This window comes from Nocardioides pymetrozini (genome assembly GCF_046058985.1).
Lineage (GTDB): Bacteria > Actinomycetota > Actinomycetes > Propionibacteriales > Nocardioidaceae > Nocardioides.
This window is the reverse complement of sequence record NZ_CP175556.1, coordinates 1,100,623-1,117,574: the sequence shown is the minus strand read 5'-3', so window position 1 is coordinate 1,117,574 and position 16,952 is coordinate 1,100,623. Positions and strand designations below refer to the sequence as shown.

At 72.4% G+C, this 16,952-nt stretch carries 16 protein-coding genes; 3 read left to right on the top strand and 13 right to left on the bottom strand.

Annotated features, from left to right (window positions below; genetic code table 11):
• Nucleotides 1-110: 110 nt before the first annotated feature.
• On the top strand, nucleotides 111-638 hold the full coding sequence (locus ACJ5H2_RS05365; RefSeq protein ID WP_408898540.1) for a GNAT family N-acetyltransferase: 528 nt from the start codon (nucleotides 111-113) through the stop codon (nucleotides 636-638).
• A 31-nt stretch (nucleotides 639-669) separates the two neighbouring features.
• Nucleotides 670-1,197 carry a hypothetical protein gene (locus tag ACJ5H2_RS05360; RefSeq protein ID WP_408898539.1) on the top strand — a complete coding sequence of 176 codons (528 nt, stop codon included), beginning with the start codon at nucleotides 670-672 and terminating at the stop codon, nucleotides 1,195-1,197.
• A 50-nt stretch (nucleotides 1,198-1,247) separates the two neighbouring features.
• On the opposite strand, the gene ACJ5H2_RS05355 is transcribed toward ACJ5H2_RS05360, so the two are convergent.
• The 5 genes from ACJ5H2_RS05355 to ACJ5H2_RS05335 all read right to left on the bottom strand — a co-directional run bounded on the left by ACJ5H2_RS05355 (nucleotide 1,248) and on the right by ACJ5H2_RS05335 (nucleotide 8,020).
• Nucleotides 1,248-4,334, bottom strand: a complete 3,087-nt coding sequence (locus ACJ5H2_RS05355) for a lamin tail domain-containing protein (protein ID WP_408898538.1) — start codon at nucleotides 4,332-4,334, stop codon at nucleotides 1,248-1,250.
• Between the two features lie 135 nt (nucleotides 4,335-4,469).
• Entirely contained in the window at nucleotides 4,470-4,955 is a 486-nt protein-coding gene (locus ACJ5H2_RS05350) for a TspO/MBR family protein (protein WP_408898537.1), read from the bottom strand.
• 25 nt (nucleotides 4,956-4,980) lie between these two features.
• Complete coding sequence (locus ACJ5H2_RS05345) at nucleotides 4,981-6,234, bottom strand: acyl-CoA dehydrogenase family protein (protein WP_408898536.1); 1,254 nt, start codon at nucleotides 6,232-6,234, stop codon at nucleotides 4,981-4,983.
• Nucleotides 6,234-7,265 carry a phosphotransferase family protein gene (locus tag ACJ5H2_RS05340; RefSeq protein ID WP_408898535.1) on the bottom strand — a complete coding sequence of 344 codons (1,032 nt, stop codon included), beginning with the start codon at nucleotides 7,263-7,265 and terminating at the stop codon, nucleotides 6,234-6,236. The genes ACJ5H2_RS05345 and ACJ5H2_RS05340 overlap by 1 nt, the downstream gene beginning before the upstream one ends.
• Nucleotides 7,262-8,020, bottom strand: a complete 759-nt coding sequence (locus tag ACJ5H2_RS05335) for an SDR family oxidoreductase (RefSeq protein WP_408898534.1) — start codon at nucleotides 8,018-8,020, stop codon at nucleotides 7,262-7,264. Before ACJ5H2_RS05335 ends, ACJ5H2_RS05340 begins: the two co-directional genes overlap by 4 nt.
• A 139-nt stretch (nucleotides 8,021-8,159) precedes the next feature.
• Here ACJ5H2_RS05335 and ACJ5H2_RS05330 point away from each other — a divergent pair, with 139 nt between their 5' ends.
• Entirely contained in the window at nucleotides 8,160-8,750 is a 591-nt protein-coding gene (locus ACJ5H2_RS05330) for a TetR/AcrR family transcriptional regulator (protein WP_408898533.1), read from the top strand.
• 64 nt (nucleotides 8,751-8,814) lie between these two features.
• On the opposite strand, the gene ACJ5H2_RS05325 is transcribed toward ACJ5H2_RS05330, so the two are convergent.
• From ACJ5H2_RS05325 to ACJ5H2_RS05290, 8 genes are read right to left on the bottom strand one after another with little or no spacing between them, the layout of a single operon-like run.
• Entirely contained in the window at nucleotides 8,815-10,170 is a 1,356-nt protein-coding gene (locus ACJ5H2_RS05325; protein WP_408898532.1) for an aldehyde dehydrogenase family protein, read from the bottom strand.
• Nucleotides 10,170-10,988: an SDR family NAD(P)-dependent oxidoreductase gene (locus ACJ5H2_RS05320; protein WP_408898531.1), complete on the bottom strand. Its 819-nt coding sequence runs from the start codon at nucleotides 10,986-10,988 to the stop codon at nucleotides 10,170-10,172. Before ACJ5H2_RS05320 ends, ACJ5H2_RS05325 begins: the two co-directional genes overlap by 1 nt.
• Complete coding sequence (locus ACJ5H2_RS05315; protein ID WP_408898530.1) at nucleotides 10,988-11,701, bottom strand: type 1 glutamine amidotransferase; 714 nt, start codon at nucleotides 11,699-11,701, stop codon at nucleotides 10,988-10,990. Before ACJ5H2_RS05315 ends, ACJ5H2_RS05320 begins: the two co-directional genes overlap by 1 nt.
• Nucleotides 11,701-12,633: a TIGR03619 family F420-dependent LLM class oxidoreductase gene (locus ACJ5H2_RS05310; RefSeq protein WP_408898529.1), complete on the bottom strand. Its 933-nt coding sequence runs from the start codon at nucleotides 12,631-12,633 to the stop codon at nucleotides 11,701-11,703. Before ACJ5H2_RS05310 ends, ACJ5H2_RS05315 begins: the two co-directional genes overlap by 1 nt.
• 27 nt (nucleotides 12,634-12,660) lie before the next feature.
• Nucleotides 12,661-13,521 carry a fumarylacetoacetate hydrolase family protein gene (locus tag ACJ5H2_RS05305; protein WP_408898528.1) on the bottom strand — a complete coding sequence of 287 codons (861 nt, stop codon included), beginning with the start codon at nucleotides 13,519-13,521 and terminating at the stop codon, nucleotides 12,661-12,663.
• Between the two features lie 23 nt (nucleotides 13,522-13,544).
• The gene (locus ACJ5H2_RS05300) at nucleotides 13,545-14,504 is read right to left on the bottom strand and encodes a catechol 1,2-dioxygenase (protein ID WP_408898527.1); all 960 of its coding nucleotides are present in this window, start codon (nucleotides 14,502-14,504) and stop codon (nucleotides 13,545-13,547) included.
• Nucleotides 14,497-16,005, bottom strand: a complete 1,509-nt coding sequence (locus ACJ5H2_RS05295) for an aldehyde dehydrogenase family protein (RefSeq protein WP_408898526.1) — start codon at nucleotides 16,003-16,005, stop codon at nucleotides 14,497-14,499. Before ACJ5H2_RS05295 ends, ACJ5H2_RS05300 begins: the two co-directional genes overlap by 8 nt.
• Nucleotides 16,002-16,850 carry an acetoacetate decarboxylase family protein gene (locus ACJ5H2_RS05290; RefSeq protein ID WP_408898525.1) on the bottom strand — a complete coding sequence of 283 codons (849 nt, stop codon included), beginning with the start codon at nucleotides 16,848-16,850 and terminating at the stop codon, nucleotides 16,002-16,004. The genes ACJ5H2_RS05295 and ACJ5H2_RS05290 overlap by 4 nt, the downstream gene beginning before the upstream one ends.
• Between the last annotated feature and the right edge of the window lie 102 nt (nucleotides 16,851-16,952).

The following is a 16,952-nucleotide window of genomic DNA, read 5'->3' as shown; positions in this document are numbered from 1 at the left end:
ATTGGTCCCATCCCTTGGCCGTTGAGCGCACCAGGACAGCCCGTCCTGCGCGCCGCAGTCCGGGCGACATGCACTCAGGCTGGACCGCAGCCCCGTTCTAGGATCCCCTCGTGACCAGCCACCTCACCTTCCGCGCCGCCACGGCAGCGGACGTCGATGCCATCGCGGCGCTGGTCCACGCGGCGTACCGCGGCGAGTCGAGCCGTGCGGGCTGGACAACCGAGGCCGACCTCTTGGACGGCCAACGCACCGGCCCGGAGGAGATCCTCGAGGCGATCGGCGCGACCGACAGCGAGGTGCTGCTCGCGGAGCGGGACGGCGCCCTGCTGGCGTGCTGCCACGTGCAGCGGCGCGGCCCGCGCTGCTACTTCGGCATGTTCGCGGTCGACCCCGAGCACCAAGGTGGAGGGCTCGGCAAGGGGCTGATGGCTCAGGCGGAGGACCTGGCCCGCAACCGCTGGGCGTGCTCGGTGATGGAGATGACGGTCATCGAGCAGCGCACCGACCTGATCGCGTTCTACGAGCGCCGCGGCTACACCGACACCGGCCGACGCTCCCCGTTCCCGTACGGCGACGAGCGCTTCGGCATCCCCCGGCGCGACGACCTGGCGTTCACCCTGCTCGAGAAGGGGCTTTGAGCGCACCGCATCCGGGTACGATCACGGCCCCATGCGCGCGCCCTCCCCGTCGACCCAGATCTCGTGGCAGACCCCTGCCCTGGCGAGACACGACCGCCGCATGGCTCCCGTCGTGTTCGGTGTCGGCCTCGCGCTGCTCGCGATCCCCGTTGGCCTGATCTTCGCCGACCAGACGGTGCCCGGTGTGTTCCTGCTGGTCGTGCTCCTACTCCCGACCATCGGCTGCCTGGTGCTGGGCGTCAGGCTGCCCGCGGCGGCGGGCCGCAAGCTCGCGGCGACCGAGGCGCTGGCCCGGTCCGGTGTCGAGCTGACGGCTCGGGCACTCAGCTGGACGCAGATCCCGTCCGAGTCGGCGTCCACCGAGGGCGAGCTGAGGCTGTGGCTCACTCTGCCGGACGGCGACCACGTCACCCTCAGCCATGTGTGCGACTGGTCCGACTGCGAGGCCGCCGGCCGCGGCACGGCGGATCCCTCGGTCACCGTGATGGTCGACCCGCACACCGGCGTGTGGGCCGTTGTCCACACCGGTCACGCCCGCAGCTGGACCGCCGAGGTCTAGAGAGCCCGGCACCTCGCGGTGCCGGGCTCCCCACATGCGGGTACCGAAACCTACGGTCGCGCCGCCGCGGCACTCGCCGCGGCGAGCGCCCGCTTGAGCTTCCTCAGCTTCTTCTTCAGCTTCGCGAGCTTGGCCGCCAGACGCGTGACCTTGGCGGCCTGCCTCGCCTGCTTCGCCGCCTTGAGCTTCGCCTTGACGGCGGCCACCTTCTGCTTCGCGGCGGCCACCTTGGCCGCGGCGTGCGCCAGCGCGAGCTGTGCGGCCGTCGGCGGTGTCACGCCCGGAGGCGTCACCGCCGGCGGAGCCGGTACGGCGAAGTCGGCCGTCAGGTGGCCCTCACGCAGCGAGTGCCCGTCGGTGTCGCCGTCGTCGGCCCACACGACCTCGACCATGCCGCCGACCGCGGTGCTGCGCGGCTTGATCGCCATGCCCTCGTTGTTGAGGTTCGCCATCCCGGCCGGGCGGGCCAAGGAGTGCTTCACGACGAAGGCGCCGTTCTCGACGGTCAGCAGGTTCTGGATCCCGCCGCAGCTGTCGTCGCACAGCGCCCAGAGCGCCTTTCGGTCGGCGTCGTACGCGACGTCCATCGCGAACGGGAAACCAGACGCCTCCACCTTCACCTCGACCGGCGCCGCGCCGTCCGCGAGGGAGAAGAAGTGCAGCGCGCCCGTGCCCTCGACGGCCGTGACGAACAGGCCCGGCGTCGGGTACGCCGCCGCGGTGTACGGCGCTCCCCCGACCTTCCAGCCGGCACCGACCAGGAAGCTGTCCGGCACATAGGTGATCCCTTCGAGGCCCAGGTTGGTCCCGGTGGTGACGGACCCGTTGACGTCCCACTCGCTCACGGCCGTGAGGTCGGTGGTCGCGGCGGTGACGGCGGAGACGTCGTACCGCTCGACCTTGTTGGAGGAGACGCCGCTGTTCTCGTTGTCGCGCTCGGAGGTGACGTAGACCGAGCCGTCGGGGCCGACCGTCACGCCCTCGGAGTCGACCGCGCCGGCGCCGGAGGCGAAGTGCAGCCGCTTGCCGCCCTCCCACCCGTCGACCGCGACGTAGACGCCGCCCACCTTGTGCATCTTGTGCAGGGCGTTCTTGTTCTGCACGACCCACAGGACGCTCGGGTCGGTCGGGTCGAAGGCGGCGCCCGACACGTCGCCCTCCCCGTTGCCGTCGCCGTCGCCGAAGCCGTTGACCTCGTCGACGGTCGCGACCTCCGCCGGTCCGGGCCACGTCGAGGTGGACAGGCTCGGGCAGGCGTTCGCCGCGCCCCAGGTGGCGGTCGGGGTCTCCACGTAGGAGACGTCGCCGAACAGCTCGCACCGGCTGTACGACGCGATGCCGTCCTCGTACCAGGTGTGGGCGACGGCGGAGGCCTGGTCACTGGCGCGGCGCAGGGTGAGCGCGTCCTGGCTGTCGAGGCCCGTCACGTCCTCGGCGACGTAGAACGCGCCCGGGGCGAGCGAGGTGCCTGCCGGCACGGTGTGCACGACGGCAGCGGACGCGTCGAGGAGCTGCCAGCCAGCGATGTCGACGGGCTCGCTGCCGGTGTTGAGGAGCTCGACCTTGCCGTCGAGGTTCGCGATCTCGTTGACCACGACGGGAGTCGAGAGCCGGCGCGACCTCGTCCCGCAGGACTCGGTGTTGTCGCGGCCGAAGCTGCTCTCGCGCACCCGCCAGAACTCGTCGGACGCCTCGGGGCAGGCCGCGAACGCCCGCGCGTCGGAGTCGTAGTTGTCCGACACGCCCCCGTCGCCGTCGCCGTACGCCTGCTCGTCGACGAGCTGACGGGCGGCGGGGTCGGCTCCCGGGCCGTAGACGCGGACGGCGTCACCCTCGCCGGACAGTCCCTTCTTCGAGGAGAAGGCGACGTGCCCACCGGGCGGGATCGTCATGTCGGCGGCGGGCACCAGGGCGGTGCCGTTCCAGACCTTGAGGTCCGCGACGCCCAGCAACCCGGCGCCCGAGGCGGCGCCGCTGTCGACCTGGTGCCAGCCCTCGATGCTGACCGGGCTGGTGCCCGTGTTGACCAGCTCGACGGCGTCGCCGAGGCCGGGGTTGCCGTCGTCGTCGGCGTTGAGCGACGAGATCTCGTTGATCTCGATGTCGTCCCAGTTCGGGTCCAGCACCGGCGCCTCGCCCCCTCCTCCGGGGAACACGTTGGCGGCGCCGGGGGTCGCCGTCGCCCCATTGCGCCACAGACCGGTGCCGGGGTGCAGGCGGGCCCAGGTGTTCGCGTGCTCATCGGGCAGGAGGCCCTTGAACGTCGTCGAGACCAGCGTGCCGTCGGGCTTGAAGAGGAACGCCCAGTCCGACTTGCTGAGCCCGAAGCCCGACTTCGTGCCGTTGCTGGCCGGCAGGTAGGTGAAGTCGGCGGGGATCTCGGTGTCGAGCAGCTCGGTCTCGACCGCGAGGTAGCCGCCCGGCGCGAGCGTCGCCGTGGGACCGCCCAGGGTGACCCGGTCTGCCGCGGTCGGCGTCCCGGCCCCGTCGGTGACATACCAGCCGCTCAGGTCGACGGTGCTCGCCGAGGCGTTGTGGATCTCCACGAAGTCGTGCTGGCCCTCGGCGGCGGTGCCCGCGCCGTCGGTCAGCACCTCGTTGAGGCTGACCTGAGCCTCGGCGGTCGTGGCCAGCGCGTTCGGGCCGCCCGGGGTGGGCGCCGTCGTGACGGCGAACGCGCCGCTGCCGTCGGGCACCCGCGCCACGCTGGGCGTGACGTGGCTGGTCCATGCGTGGGTGTCGATGACGGTGGCGCCGTCCGGCGAGAGCAGCGTCGCCTCGTCGGAGCTGCCCAGTCCGAACGGCTTCGGCGTGGCGCCGGGCCCACCGTCGAGGTACACGACTGCGTGGCCCTGCGGGGGGATCGTGCCGTCGAGCACGATGTCGTCCTCGGCCAGCGTCTTGTTGTCCTTGAGGTGGTAGCCGGTCAGGTCGACCGGGGCCGTTCCGCGGTTGTGGAGCTCGACGAAGTCGCCGCCGGCGAAGCCGTTGGAGCTCACCTCGTTGATCACGACGGCTCCGAGTGCGCCGGCGGGGTCAGCTGCGCGGGCGGGCGCGGCGGTGGCGAGCAGGGAGAGGCCGGAGAGGCCGAGCGCGCCGGCCGCCACGACGGCGACGGCGCGGGAGTGGGATGTCACGACAGTGGGTCCTCGGATGCTGAGATGGGTCTACAAAACCCGAGGATCGCCGCGTCAGGAGAACGCTCGGTGAACCCCGCCCGGCCCTGGACCGACCAGAGGGCGGCGGTCGGGAAGCGGCAGAGGGCCGCCGGGTCAGTTGAGCGCGACGATCGCCGCGTTCAACGCCGTCGCGAAGGCCACCCACAGCAGATAGGGCACGAGCAGCCACGCGGCGGCGCGGGACGCGCGCCCGAAGAGCACGACGACCGCCACGATCGCGACCAGCAGCGCGACGATGTCGACCAGCGCCCAGCCGTAGCGCCCCGCCGCGAAGAAGAGCGGGGTCCAGGCCACGTTGAGCAGCAGCTGGACCACCCAGGCGCCGAGGGCGAGGGGCCCGGCGCCCGCACGCCACGCGAGCCAGCCCGCGACGGCGATCGCCACGTAGAGCACGGTCCAGACCGGGCCGAACAGCCAGGACGGCGGCGCGAACGCCGGCAGGTCCAGGGCGCGGTAGGTCTGCGCCGAGCCCCTGGCGGCGAGGCCGCCGAGCACGGCGACGACCGCCACCGCGCCCGCGAAGGGCAGCAGGCCGAGCCAGCGTCGGGTGGGGCCGGGGACCGCGGTGGTCGTCGCCATGTCCTCCAGTGTGCGTCGGTGCCGGTCAGCGCCCCTCGCGCGCGGCGGCCTGGCGCCGGATCTCGGCCTTGGCGAGGGCGTTGCGGTGGACCTCGTCGGGGCCGTCCGCGAAGCGCAGGGTGCGGATGCCGGCGTACATGTTCGCGAGCGGGAAGTCCTGCGAGAGACCGCCCGCGCCGTGGACCTGGATCGCCTTGTCGAGGATCCACTGCACGGTCTCGGGGGTGGCGATCTTGATGGCCTGGATCTCGGTGTGCGCGCCCTTGTTGCCGACCGTGTCCATCAGCCACGCCGTCTTGAGCACCAGCAGCCGCAGCTGCTCGAGCCGGACCCGGGACTCCGCGATCCAGGCCCGTACGACGCCCTGGTCGGCGATCGGTCGCCCGAACGCGACCCGGGACTCGGCGCGCTCGCACATCAGCTCGATCGCGCGCTCGGCGATGCCGATCGAGCGCATGCAGTGGTGGATGCGCCCCGGGCCCAGGCGGGCCTGGGCGATCCCGAACCCGTAGCCCTCCTCCCCGATCAGGTGGGCGGCCGGGACCCGGACGTCGGTGAAGCGCAGCTCGGCGTGCCCGCCGTGCTCGTGGTCGTCGTAGCCCATGACGTGCATGGGCCGCACGACCTCCAGACCGGGTGTGTCGCGCGGGACGAGGATCATCGACTGCTGACGGTGCCGGTCCGCGGTCGGGTCGGTCTTGCCCATGACGATGAAGATCCGGCAGTTGGGGTTCATCGCCCCGGTGATCCACCACTTGCGGCCGTTGAGGACGTACTCGTCGCCGTCGCGGACGATCGACATGGCGATGTTGGTCGCGTCGGAGGAGGCCACGTCGGGCTCGGTCATGGCGAACGCGGAGCGGATCTCGCCGTTCAGCAGCGGCTCGAGCCACTGCTCCTTCTGCTCGGGCGTGCCGAAGAGGTGCAGGACCTCCATGTTCCCCGTGTCGGGCGCGGCGCAGTTCATCGCCGCCGGGGCGAGATGGCCGCTGCGTCCGGAGATCTCCGCGAGGGCGGCGTACTGGACGTTGGTCAGGCCCGCGCCCTCGACGCCGGGGTGCTCACCGGGCAGGAAGAGGTTCCACAGCCCGCGCTGGCGCGCCTCGGCCCGCAGCTCCTTGACCACCGGCGTGGAGTCCCACGCCCACCGGTCCCCCGACTGCTCGAGCTGGGCGAGCTGGTCGTGGAACACCGACTCGGCCGGGTAGACCGCCTCGTCCATGAAGGCGAGCATCGTGGCCCGCAGCTCCTCGGTGCGCGCGTCGTATCCGAAGTCCATCAGTTCTCCTTGATTGCGGTGAGGCCGGCGTCGAGCAAGGGGTGGATCGCGGCGCCGACCTGGTCGAAGCCCTCCCCGACCGTCTGGCCGGCGAGGAAGCGGTAGTGGATGCCCTCGAGGATCGCGGCCAGCTTGAAGGCCGCCAGCCCCAGGTACCAGCCGAAGCCGGACAGGTCGCGCTCGCTCGCCGCGGCGTAGCGGGCCACGATCTCCTCCTCGGTGAGGAAGCCCCGCGCGGACGAGGCGTCGGCGACCGCCGCACCCAGGGTGTCCGCGAGGCGGTGGTAGGTGAGCATGAGCGCGAGGTCGGTGAGCGGGTCCCCGAGCGTCGCCATCTCCCAGTCCAGGACGGCGGTCGCCTGGTCGGCTCCGTCGGTGGTGTCCACCAGCACGTTGTCGAGGCGGTAGTCGCCGTGCACGATGCCCACGGCCGACCCGGTCGGCACCGAGGCCGCCAACAGGCGGTGCAGCTCGTCGGCGGCCGGCAGGTCCCTCGTGTACGACGCGTCCAGCTGCTTGCGCCACCGCGCGACCTGGCGCGCCAGGAAGCCGTCGGCACGGCCGAAGTCGCCCAGGCCGACCTCGTCGGGCGCCAGCGCGTGCAGCGCCGCGAGGATGTCGACGAGCCGCTCCGAGATCGCCCTGGTGCGCTCGGGTCCGAGCACCTCGAGGTCCGCGGCGCGACGGTAGGGCGTCCCGGCGCACCGCTCCATCACGTAGAACTCCGCACCGAGCACGGCCGGGTCGGAGCACAGCGCGAAGGTGCGCGGCACCGGGACCGCGGTGCCCTGCAGCGCGGACATGACCCGGTACTCGCGCCCCATGTCGTGGGCGGTCGCCAGCACGTGGCCGAGCGGCGGTCGCCGTACGATCCACTCCGCGCTGCCGTCGGTGACCACGAAGGTGAGATTGGACTTGCCGCCCGCGACCAGCTCGGCGCTCAGTGACGACCCGGCGCCCGGGACGGCCGTCGGCAGCCAGGCGCCGAGCGCGGCGAGGTCGAGACCCGGCGGGTGCTCCCGCTCGCTCACTCGACGCCACCGGTGAGCGTGACCCCGCCGTCGACGACGACCGTCTGCCCGGTCATCCAGGCAGCGTCGTCGGAGAGCAGGAAGGCGACGACGCCGCCGATGTCCTCGGGCTCGCCGAGCCGCTTGAGCGGGTACTGCTCCGCGACCTGGTCCTCCCGCCCCTCGTAGAGCGCGGTGGCGAACCTGGTCTTCACCACCGCCGGAGCGACCGCGTTGACCCGGACGTGGGGGCCCAGCTCGACGGCGAGGAGCTCGGTCATGGAGATCATCATCGCCTTGCTGGCGCCGTAGATCCCGATGTTCGGCGCGGGCCTGACGCCGGAGACCGACGAGACGTTGACGACCGCGCCGCCGTGCTCGCGCATCCAGGCGTCGTGGACGCGCTGGGTCCACGCCAGCGCCGCCAGCACGTTGACGTCGACGACCTTGCGCGCGACGTCGAGGTCGAGGTCGATCATCGGCCCGTAGGTCGGGTTGATGCCGGTGTTGTTGACGAGCAGGTCGGCGCTGCCGAAGGTCTCGACCGTCCGCCGTACGACGTCCGCCTGGTGCGCCGCATCGTCCGCGCGGCCCGCGATTCCGAGCGCCTTCGACGGCCCGCCGAGCTCGGCGACCGCCTCGTCGAGCGCCTCCTTGCCGCGACCCGTGACCACGACGCGGGCGCCGTCCGCGACGAGGCGCCGCGCGATGCCGAGGCCGATGCCCCGGCTCGCTCCGGTGACGATCGCCGTCTTCCCCTCGAACCTCGTGCCCACGTGCGTCCGCTCCGATCATCGGGTTACTAAGCGCTTGCTTAGCGTGTAGCCTAAGGGTCACCCGCCCCCACCCGTCAAGGCCCCTCTCGCGAGCCTGTCTCGCGAGCCCGTCGCCGAGGCACCAGCCGGAGGTAGCCCGATGTCCACTGCGCCCTCTCGCGCCGAGGCCACCCGCGCGCGGCTGCTCGACGCGGCGGTGACGGCGTTCTCCGCGAAGGGCTTCCATGGCACGACCACCCGCGACATCGCGAGCGCGGCCGGGATGAGTCCGGCGGCGGTCTACGTCCACCACCGGTCCAAGGAGGACCTGCTCTTCCTCATCTCGCGCGCCGGACACCAGCAGGCGCTGGACGTCGTACGCGAGGCGCGCGCCTCGTCCGCCGACCCGGTCGCGCAGGTCGCCGCGGTCGGGCGCGCGTTCGCGGAGTTCCACGCCCACCACCACACGGTCGCGCGGATCCTCAACTACGAGCTGGCGGCGCTCAGCCCGGAGCACCGCGCGGCGATCGACGAGCTGCGCACCGGCATCGACCGCGAGCTGCGGGCGCTGGTCGCGGACGGCGTGGCGGCGGGCGCCTTCGACACGCCGGACCCGGCCCTGGCCGCGACCGCGCTCGCCTCGATGGGCATCGACATCGCCCGCTGGTACCGCGAGGACGGCGAGTGGTCGCCGGCGCAGATCGGCGACTACTACGCCGACCTGGCCCTGCGTCTGGTCGGAGCCCGCTGAGGCGGCTGGGCGCCCCACACCTCACACCTCGAGGCCCCAGAACTCACACCTCGCGCCCCGGAGGTCAGCGGGCGATGCGGATCATCTTCTTGTTGACGAACTCCTCGATGCCGAGGCGCCCCAGCTCCCGGCCGTAGCCCGAGCGGCGCACGCCGCCGAACGGCAGCTCGACCGCCTCGAGGCCGACCCCGTTGACGAAGACCATGCCCGCCTCGAGGGCGCTCGCGACCCGGTCCGCCTGCTCCGGGTCGGTCGTGTAGACGTAGGACCCGAGCCCGTACGGGGTGTCGTTCGCGATGCGCACCGCGTCCGCCTCGTCGGCGGCGCGGAAGACCATCGCCACCGGCCCGAAGAACTCCTGGTGGTAGGCGGGGTTGTCGGGGGTGACCCCGGTGAGGACCCCGACGGGATGGAAGGCGCCCTCCCGCTCCCCCGCCGACTCCAGGACCGCGCCCGCGGCCACGGCCGCCTCGACCTGGGCGGCGAGCTCCTCGGCCGCGCCGACCGAGGACAGCGGGGCGCCGGTGCCGGCGGAGGCGATCCGCTCCCGCAGCAGGTCGACGAAGGCGTCGTACAGCTCGTCGACGACCACGAACCGCTTCGCACCGTTGCACGCCTGGCCGACGTTGCCGACCCGGGCGGCGAGCGCGTCGTCGACGGCAGCGGCGAGGTCGTCGGTGGAGAGCAGCACGAAGGGGTCCGAGCCCCCGAGCTCGAGCACGCACTTCTTCAGGTGGCGACCGGCCAGCTCGCCGATGATCGAGCCGGCCCGCTCCGAGCCGGTCAGCGAGACGCCCTGGACGCGCGGGTCGGCGATCACCGCGGCGACCTGGTCACTGGTCGCGTAGACGTTCACGTAGGCCCCCGCGGGCAGGCCGGCGTCGAGGAGGATCTCGGCCTGGAGGGCCGCCGAGCGCGGGCACTGCGCGGCGTGCTTGAGGACGATCGTGTTGCCGAGGAGCAGGTTGGGCGCCGCGAACCGGGCGACCTGGTAGACCGGGTAGTTCCACGGCATGATCCCCAGCAGCGGGCCGACCGACTGCCGACGGAGCAGGGCGCGCCCCTCGCCGCCCAGCAGCTCGATCTCCTCGTCGGCGAGGAGCTCCTCGGCGCGGTCGGCGTAGAACTGGTAGATGTCGGCCGAGAACGCGACCTCCCCCTCGGCGGCCGGCAGCGCCTTGCCCATCTCGAGATGGATCGCCTTGGCCAGCTCGCCGGACCGCTCGCGGTGCAGCTCCGCGACCCGCCGGATGACCACGGCCCGCTCGGCCCCGGAGGCGCCGCGGCCCCACCGCTCGTGCGCGGCGGCCGCCGCGTCCACGGCCGCGGCGACCTCGGCGTCGGTGGCGGTCGGGAAGTTCTCGAGCACCTCCCCGGTCGCGGGGTTGCGGACGGCGTACTTGCTGACGGGCTGGGTCATCAGGACTCCTGGGTGAGGGCGATCGAGACGCGGGGGTCGAGGGCGAAGGTGCCGGGGTCGACGACGCAGGAGCCGCCGTCCACGGGCAGCACCACGCCGTTGACGTACGACGCGGCGTCGGAGAGCAGCCAGCCCACCGCGGCCGCGATCTCGTCGGGCTGGGCCGCGCGGCGCTGCGGGACCACGGCGGTGGCCAGCCGGTAGGCGTCGTCGGTCGAGAGACCGCGCTCCCTGCCGAGCTCGGCCATCTCCATGTCCCCCATCTCGGTGGCGGTCCACCCGGGGCAGATCGCGTTGGCGCGCAGCCCGTCGCGACCGTGGTCGACCGCGAGGGACTGGGTGAGCAGGAGCAGCCCGGCCTTGCTGGCGGAGTACGCCGCCATCCCGTCGCTCGCGCGCAGGGCGGCGACCGACGATACCGCGACGACCGCGCCGCGTGCGGCCAGCAGGTGCGGCAGCGCGGCGCGGACGAGGAGGAAGGGCGAGGTGAGGTTCACCCGCACGGTCTCGTCCCACTGCGCGGGCGTGACCTCGTCGACCCGGCCGACGTGGATGATCCCGTGGTTGAGGACCAGGCCGTCGAGCCGGCCGAAGGTCGCGACCGTCTCGGTGACGACCCGCTCGACGCCATCCGGCTCGCTGACGTCGGCGACGATCGCGTGGGCGCCGGTCTCGCCGGCGACCGCGCGCAGCGGCGCCTCCCGGCGGCCGCAGACGACGACCTGGTCGCCGCACGCGGCGAGCCGGCGGGCGACAGCGGCGCCGATCCCGGTGCCGCCGCCGGTGACCACGACGACCCTGCCGGTCGCTGCGGCCATCAGCTCACCGCCACCTGGTCGAGGAAGTAGTCGACGAGCGTCCCGGCGCGCCGCCGTACGTCGGCGTCGAGGGAGCGGATGTGCTCCAGCAGCACGTCGGGGTCCAGCCCGCGGTTGCGGGCCTGCTGGGCGCCCCCGTCGTCGAGCCATGCCTGCACGCTGTCCGCGTCCACCTCGGGATGGAACTGGACGGCGAGGTTGCGGCGCAGCACGAACGCCTGCGGCGCCGCCGCGTTGACGCCGACGACCGTCGCCTCCGGCGGAGGGACGAACCGGTCGTAGTGCCACTGCGTCCAGATGCCCGCCACCGCCGGCACCCCGGACACCACGTGCGGGCCGATCTCTGGCGCCGGCGAGGCGACGACCTCGCCCCCGTGGGCCTGGGCGAGCATCTGTCCGCCGAAGCAGATCCCGAGGACGGGCACGCCCGCCTCGTCGGCCGTGCGCAGCAGCTCGAGCTCGGGCTTCACCCACGACGCGACCTCGTCGTCGTAGACGCTCCACCGGGCGCCGAGCACCAGGACGGCGTCGTACGCGCGCGGGTCGGGGAGGTCGACGTCCACGCCCGGGTCGCCGAAGCGGTCGGGCGGCACGACCTGCATGCGCTCGGCACCGTAGCCGCGGTCGAGGAAGCGCTGCTCGATCCCGCCGGCCGCGAGGTAGTCGTGGCCGAGGACCAGCAGCCGCCTGCCCGCGCTGTCACGGTCGGCCATCAGGCCATCGCCTCCGCCCGCCTCATGACGTCCTTGCAGAACGTCTCCATCTCCCGCTGGTCGTCGATGTACATCGACGGCTTGATGCAGATGGTGGTGAAGCCCTGCTCGAGCTGCTCGGGGATCGAGTCCATCGACTCCCCCAGGTCGGCGAGCGAGTGGTCGTCGGGGAAGGAGTACCGCACGCCGCCCACCATCTCGAGCTCGGCCATGTCGCGCCCGGCCGCGGCCATGGCGTCCCGGATCACCTGCAGGTCCTCGGCCGTCGGGCGGCCGAACGGGTGGAAGCCGTGCCCGTACCTCACGATCCGCTCCACGACCGCGCCGTGCGCCTTCTGCCCGCCGAACCACATCCGCGGGCCCTCGGGCCGGAAGGCCTTGGGCTCGAGGTAGATGTCCTCGAAGTCGAAGTACCGGCCGTGGTGCGTCGCCGGCGACTGCCCGAACACGAGCCGCAGCACCTCGAGCTGCTCGCTGAGGATCCTGCCGCGCTCTCCGAACGGGACGCCCAGGGCGGCGTACTCGTCCTTGCTCCAGCTCACGCTCGGCTGGACCACGAGCCGGCCCTCGGAGATCAGGTCCAGCGTCCCCAGCTCGCGGGCGAGGAGCAGGGGGTGACGCAGCGGGGCGAGCACCGCCGCGCCGACCAGCCGGATCCGCTCGGTCACGCTGGCGATCGCGGAGAACAGCATCAGCGAGTTCGGCCAGGGCGTCAGCGGGTCCTGGTTGCCGGGCGCCGCATAGTCGCGAGGGTTGCCCATCACCCCCTTGTCGCTGGCGTCGGGGCCCAGCACGACGTGCTCGGAGATCATCACCGCGTCGAAGCCGGTGTCCTCGGCGATCCGGGACCAGGTGACGAGGTCGTTGAGGTTGCGGCCGTCGGTGAGCGTCCAGTTCTCGCTGAGGATCATCAGCATGCGGGGTGCGGGCACGGCACGTCCTTCCAGGGCTGCGCGGGCTCAGTGGGTGTTCGAGAGGTCGGGCTTGCGGATCCCGCGGAACTCCCAGTCGCCGCCCTGGGCGGTCGAGAGGACCTCCTCGCTCTCGGTCGGCTGCGCGCCGACGTCGCCGCGGATCGGGGTCGGGCCCTCCACGATGTGGTTGCGCAGGATGCCGAGGCCCTCGACCTCGACCTCGACGACGTCCCCGGGGTAGACGGTGCGCGAGATGGCCGGCGTACCGGACATGAGGATGTCGCCGGGCTGCAGCGTGATGGTGCGCGCGATGTCGGCGACGAGGTAGTGCATGTCCCACTTCATCTCGCTGGTGCTGCCGTCCTGGCGCACCTCGCCGTTGACGATCGTGCGGATCCGCTTGTCGCGGAAGTCCCAGCCCTCGACGATGCCGGGGCCGACCGGGCACAGCGTGTCGGCACCCTTGACCCGCAGCATCGAGCCGGAGTCGGTGTCGCGGAAGTCGTGCAGGCCGTAGTCGTTGCCGATCGAGTAGCCACGGATGTAGTCGCCGGCCTCCTCGGGCGCGATGTTGCGCGCGGTCCTGCCGATGACGATCGCGATCTCGCCCTCGTAGTTGAGCCACTTACAGCCCTGCGGGCGCACCACCGCGGACTCGTGGGCGTTGAGCGCGGAGACCGGCTTGTGGAAGTACGTGGGCGCCGGCGGGAGCTTGGTCATCATCTCCTCGACCCGGGAGGAGTAGTTGAGGTGGACGCAGACGATCTTGCTCGGCGTCACCGGCGGCAGGTGGACGGCGTCGGCGACGGCGACGGTGCGCCCGTCGCCGGCGACGAGGGTGTCGCCCTCGCGGCGGACATCGACGGCGTTGCCGTCGAGCAGGATCCGGCGGTACTCGGTGGTCATGTCTCGGAGATCCTCTCGGTGGCTCAGCCGGCGGCCGGTACGTCGGCACCGGGGCCGCGCGTCTGGCGGACGTAGTCGGGGTCGGTGGGCGTGGCCCGGGGAGCAGGGAAGCCGCCCTCCGGGCGGTCGAACCACAGGTGCACCTGGCCGGTGCCGACGGAGTTCTCGTACTCGCCGTACTGGCGGCCGGGAGCGGTGCAGTCGCCCTCGCCGAGGGCGCCGATCATCATCAGATAGTGCTGGAAGCGGGCCTCGGGCTTGAACCGGTAGAACTCGTCCATCGTGTCGAGCACACGCGCGTGCTCGCCGCGCTTGAACCAGTCGATCCGCTCGGCGTCGGCGGCAGCGGCCTCCGGGGTGAAGATGTGCTCCACGCCCGCGGCCTCGTGGTCGCGCAGCTTCCGCAGCGGCCAGAAGGTGTGGGACATGGCGCCGGAGGCGACCAGCAGGACCTTGCGGTCCGACGCGGCGATCGCCGTACCGAGGGCGCGGCCCAGGCGCAGGGCGTCCTCCTGGTCGGCGGTCTGGCACACGCCGATCGAGATCCACCGCTTGTCGGGCAGGCCCTGGCCGAGGTACTCCCACACGTTGGTGGTCGCGTAGAAGATCGGCAGCGCGTCGTCGTCGATCGCGGTGATCCACGTGCTGTGCTCGGGCGCCTTGCTGGCGACCAGGTGCGCCAGCTCAGGGTCCCCGGCGAAGTCGTAGGGCCGCTGGCTCATCCCGCGCGGCAGCTCCTCGGAGGTGAACAAGCCGCTGCGGCGCTCCTGCGCGGTCACGACCCACTCGACCGTCGTGGCCCAGTGCGAGTCGAGCACGACCACGGTGTCGTAGTCCACGACGTCGAAGACCTCGCGACGCAGCTGCTGGAGCCCCGAGACGAGGGTGCTGTCCTCCCCGCCGTTGAGCTCGCGCCGGATCGCCTCCGGCAGCACGATCGTGGGGACGTGCGCGACCAGGCCCGCGCCGACGACCTCACCCATCGGACCCACCTTCCTGTCCTGCCTGCTCCGCCCAGCCGCTCGGCGCGAACACGCTGTTCTTGATGTCGGTGTAGAAGTCGAAGGACCAGATGCCGCCCTCCCGGCCGATGCCGGAGCGACCGCTGCCGCCGAAGGGCGCGTTGAGGTCGCGGACGAAGAAGCAGTTGACCCAGACGGTGCCCGCGCGCAGCTGCCGCGAGACCCGCTCGGCACGGGCAGGATCGCCCGTCGCGAGCGTCGCGGCGAGGCCGAAGCGCGTGTCGTTGGCCTTCGCGACCGCCTCCTCCTCGGTGTCGAAGGTCTCGATCGTGACGACCGGTCCGAAGACCTCCTCGGTGAGGATCTCCGAGCCCGGCGGGGCGTCGACGAGGACGGTCGGACGGAAGTAGAGCCCGCCCAGCTCGTCGTTGGGGCCACCGCCGAGCAGCGGACGGGCCCCGTCGGCGACGGCTCGCTCGACGAAGCCGCAGATCTGCTCGAAGTGCCGGCGCGACACCAGGGCGGACACGTCCGTCGCCTCGTCGCGCGGGTCGCCCTGCACCAGGGTGCTCGCCTTCGCCACCACCCGCTGCGTGAACTCCTCGGCGAGCGAGGAGTGCACGAGCATCCGGGCCGCCTTGAGGCAGACCTGGCCGGCGTTGTCGAACTGCTCGACCGCGAGGTCGACGGCCAGGTCGAGGTCGGCGTCCTCGAAGACGAGCAGCGGTGACTTGCCGCCGAGCTCGTAGGAGAGCGGGACGATGTTGGCGGCCGCCGCCTTCGAGATCACCCCGGCGGTCGGCACCGAGCCCGTGAACGCCAGCCGGTTGATGTCGGGGTGCGCGGTGAGCGGGGCGCCCGCGTCGACCCCGGTGCCCTGGACGACGTTGAAGACCCCGGCGGGTACGCCGGCCTCGTGCATGATGTCCGCGAGCAGGCTCGCGGTCAGCGGCGCCCACTCGGGCGGCTTGACGACGACCGTGTTGCCGGCGGCGAGGGCCGGCCCGATCCGCCAGGTGGCGAGCATGAGCGGCGCGTTCCAGGGCGTGATGATCGCGACGACGCCGGCCGGGTCGTAGCTGATCCGCTCCCGATGGCCGCGGACCTCCAGGTCCGGGTGCCCCAGCTGCTGCTCGGCGAAGTCGGCGAAGGCGCGGAAGTTCATCGCCACGCGCGGCATCACGCCACGGCGGTGCGAGCGCAGCAGGGAGCCGTTGTCCCGGGTCTCGACGACGGCGAGATCCTCGATCCGAGCCTCGATGCCGTCGGCGACGGCGCGCAGGATGTCGCTGCGCTCCTTGACCGACAGCGCGGCCCAGGCGGGGAAGGCGGCGCGCGCCGCGGCGACGGCGGCGTCGACCTCGGTCGTCGTACCGGCGTGGATCTCGGCGAGCGGCTGCTCGTCGATCGGCGAGACGTCGGTGAAGGTGGTGGTGGAGGCGACCCGGTGGCCGCCGATCCAGTGGCGGGTGTCGACCTCGACGCCCTCCACCACGGCCGTGTGCGCCTGGTGCGCGCTCATCGGGTGGCTCCCTCGGGCTGGCGGTCGGGCTGGCGGTCGGGCTGGCGGTCGGTCAGGTGCGCGAGCGTGGTGCCGCCGTCCCAGACGACGCCGACCTGGCGGTAGTAGCCGCCGATGATCTCCTGCACCTCGAGCCGGTGCAGCTCCTCGGTCGGCGACGCGAAGAGCTCGAGCTCGACGTCGCCGGTCCAGGCCGGGCCCGCCTCGAAGGAGCTCGCGCCCGAGGCGATGAGCTCGGCGTACGCGTCCGGCCCGTCCTTCTCGATGCCCGGGTAGACGCGGTGATGGGCCATGGGATGGCCGTTGACGAAGCCGTTGGTCGCCGACTCCTCGCGGAGGGTCAGCACGGCCTGCGCGAGGCGGCGGTCACCGGCCGCGAGGGTCGCCCCGAAGACACCCCCGGCCGCGACCTGCGGGGCGGCGTGGGAGAACGGGTGCGGCCGGGTCTGCCACATGGAGCCGAGCTTCTTCGGGTAGCCCTGGTGCAGGCCGCGAGCGATCGCGAAGTCCTTGTCGACCCAGATGTAGACGCAGCGCGAGTAGGTGACGCCCTCGAAGGAGCACCGGACGACGACGAAGGCCTCCTTGTACTGCGAGCGCACCGGGTCCAGCAGCTCCTCGCGGCTCGACGAGCAGGACTGCCAGTCGGCCCAGATCAGCGCGACGGCGCCGGGGTCCTCAGGGGCGAGCTCGAGCGGAGCGGGCAGCAGCTCCGCGACGCGCGCCGGGTCGGTGCGGTACTCGACGGTGAGCAGGTCGCCCGAGTAGTGCCACGGCGGCGGCGGGATCAGGGATGACTGGCCGGTCGCGGTGCGGGGGAAGAAGAACCCCTTCAGGTCGTTCATCGGGCCTCAGCTCGGGTCGCGGATGTGCAGGTCGTTCGGATCCGTACGATAACCACCTCCGCAGTGAAAGACCACCCTTGCGAGGAAAGTTCTTCGGAGATA

Excerpts from the sequence above, each read along its gene's own strand:
- ACJ5H2_RS05350 (WP_408898537.1), bottom strand. The coding sequence starts at position 4,955 with ATGGCGACGACCACCGCGGTCCCCGGCCCCACCCGACGCTGGCTCGGC.
- ACJ5H2_RS05305 (WP_408898528.1), bottom strand. The coding sequence starts at position 13,521 with ATGACCACCGAGTACCGCCGGATCCTGCTCGACGGCAACGCCGTCGAT.
- ACJ5H2_RS05345 (WP_408898536.1), bottom strand. The coding sequence starts at position 6,234 with ATGGACTTCGGATACGACGCGCGCACCGAGGAGCTGCGGGCCACGATG.
- ACJ5H2_RS05290 (WP_408898525.1), bottom strand. The coding sequence starts at position 16,850 with ATGAACGACCTGAAGGGGTTCTTCTTCCCCCGCACCGCGACCGGCCAG.
- ACJ5H2_RS05325 (WP_408898532.1), bottom strand. The coding sequence starts at position 10,170 with ATGACCCAGCCCGTCAGCAAGTACGCCGTCCGCAACCCCGCGACCGGG.
- ACJ5H2_RS05320 (WP_408898531.1), bottom strand. The coding sequence starts at position 10,988 with ATGGCCGCAGCGACCGGCAGGGTCGTCGTGGTCACCGGCGGCGGCACC.
- ACJ5H2_RS05295 (WP_408898526.1), bottom strand. The coding sequence starts at position 16,005 with ATGAGCGCGCACCAGGCGCACACGGCCGTGGTGGAGGGCGTCGAGGTC.
- ACJ5H2_RS05360 (WP_408898539.1), top strand. The coding sequence starts at position 670 with ATGCGCGCGCCCTCCCCGTCGACCCAGATCTCGTGGCAGACCCCTGCC.
- ACJ5H2_RS05300 (WP_408898527.1), bottom strand. The coding sequence starts at position 14,504 with ATGGGTGAGGTCGTCGGCGCGGGCCTGGTCGCGCACGTCCCCACGATC.
- ACJ5H2_RS05315 (WP_408898530.1), bottom strand. The coding sequence starts at position 11,701 with ATGGCCGACCGTGACAGCGCGGGCAGGCGGCTGCTGGTCCTCGGCCAC.
- ACJ5H2_RS05330 (WP_408898533.1), top strand. The coding sequence starts at position 8,160 with ATGTCCACTGCGCCCTCTCGCGCCGAGGCCACCCGCGCGCGGCTGCTC.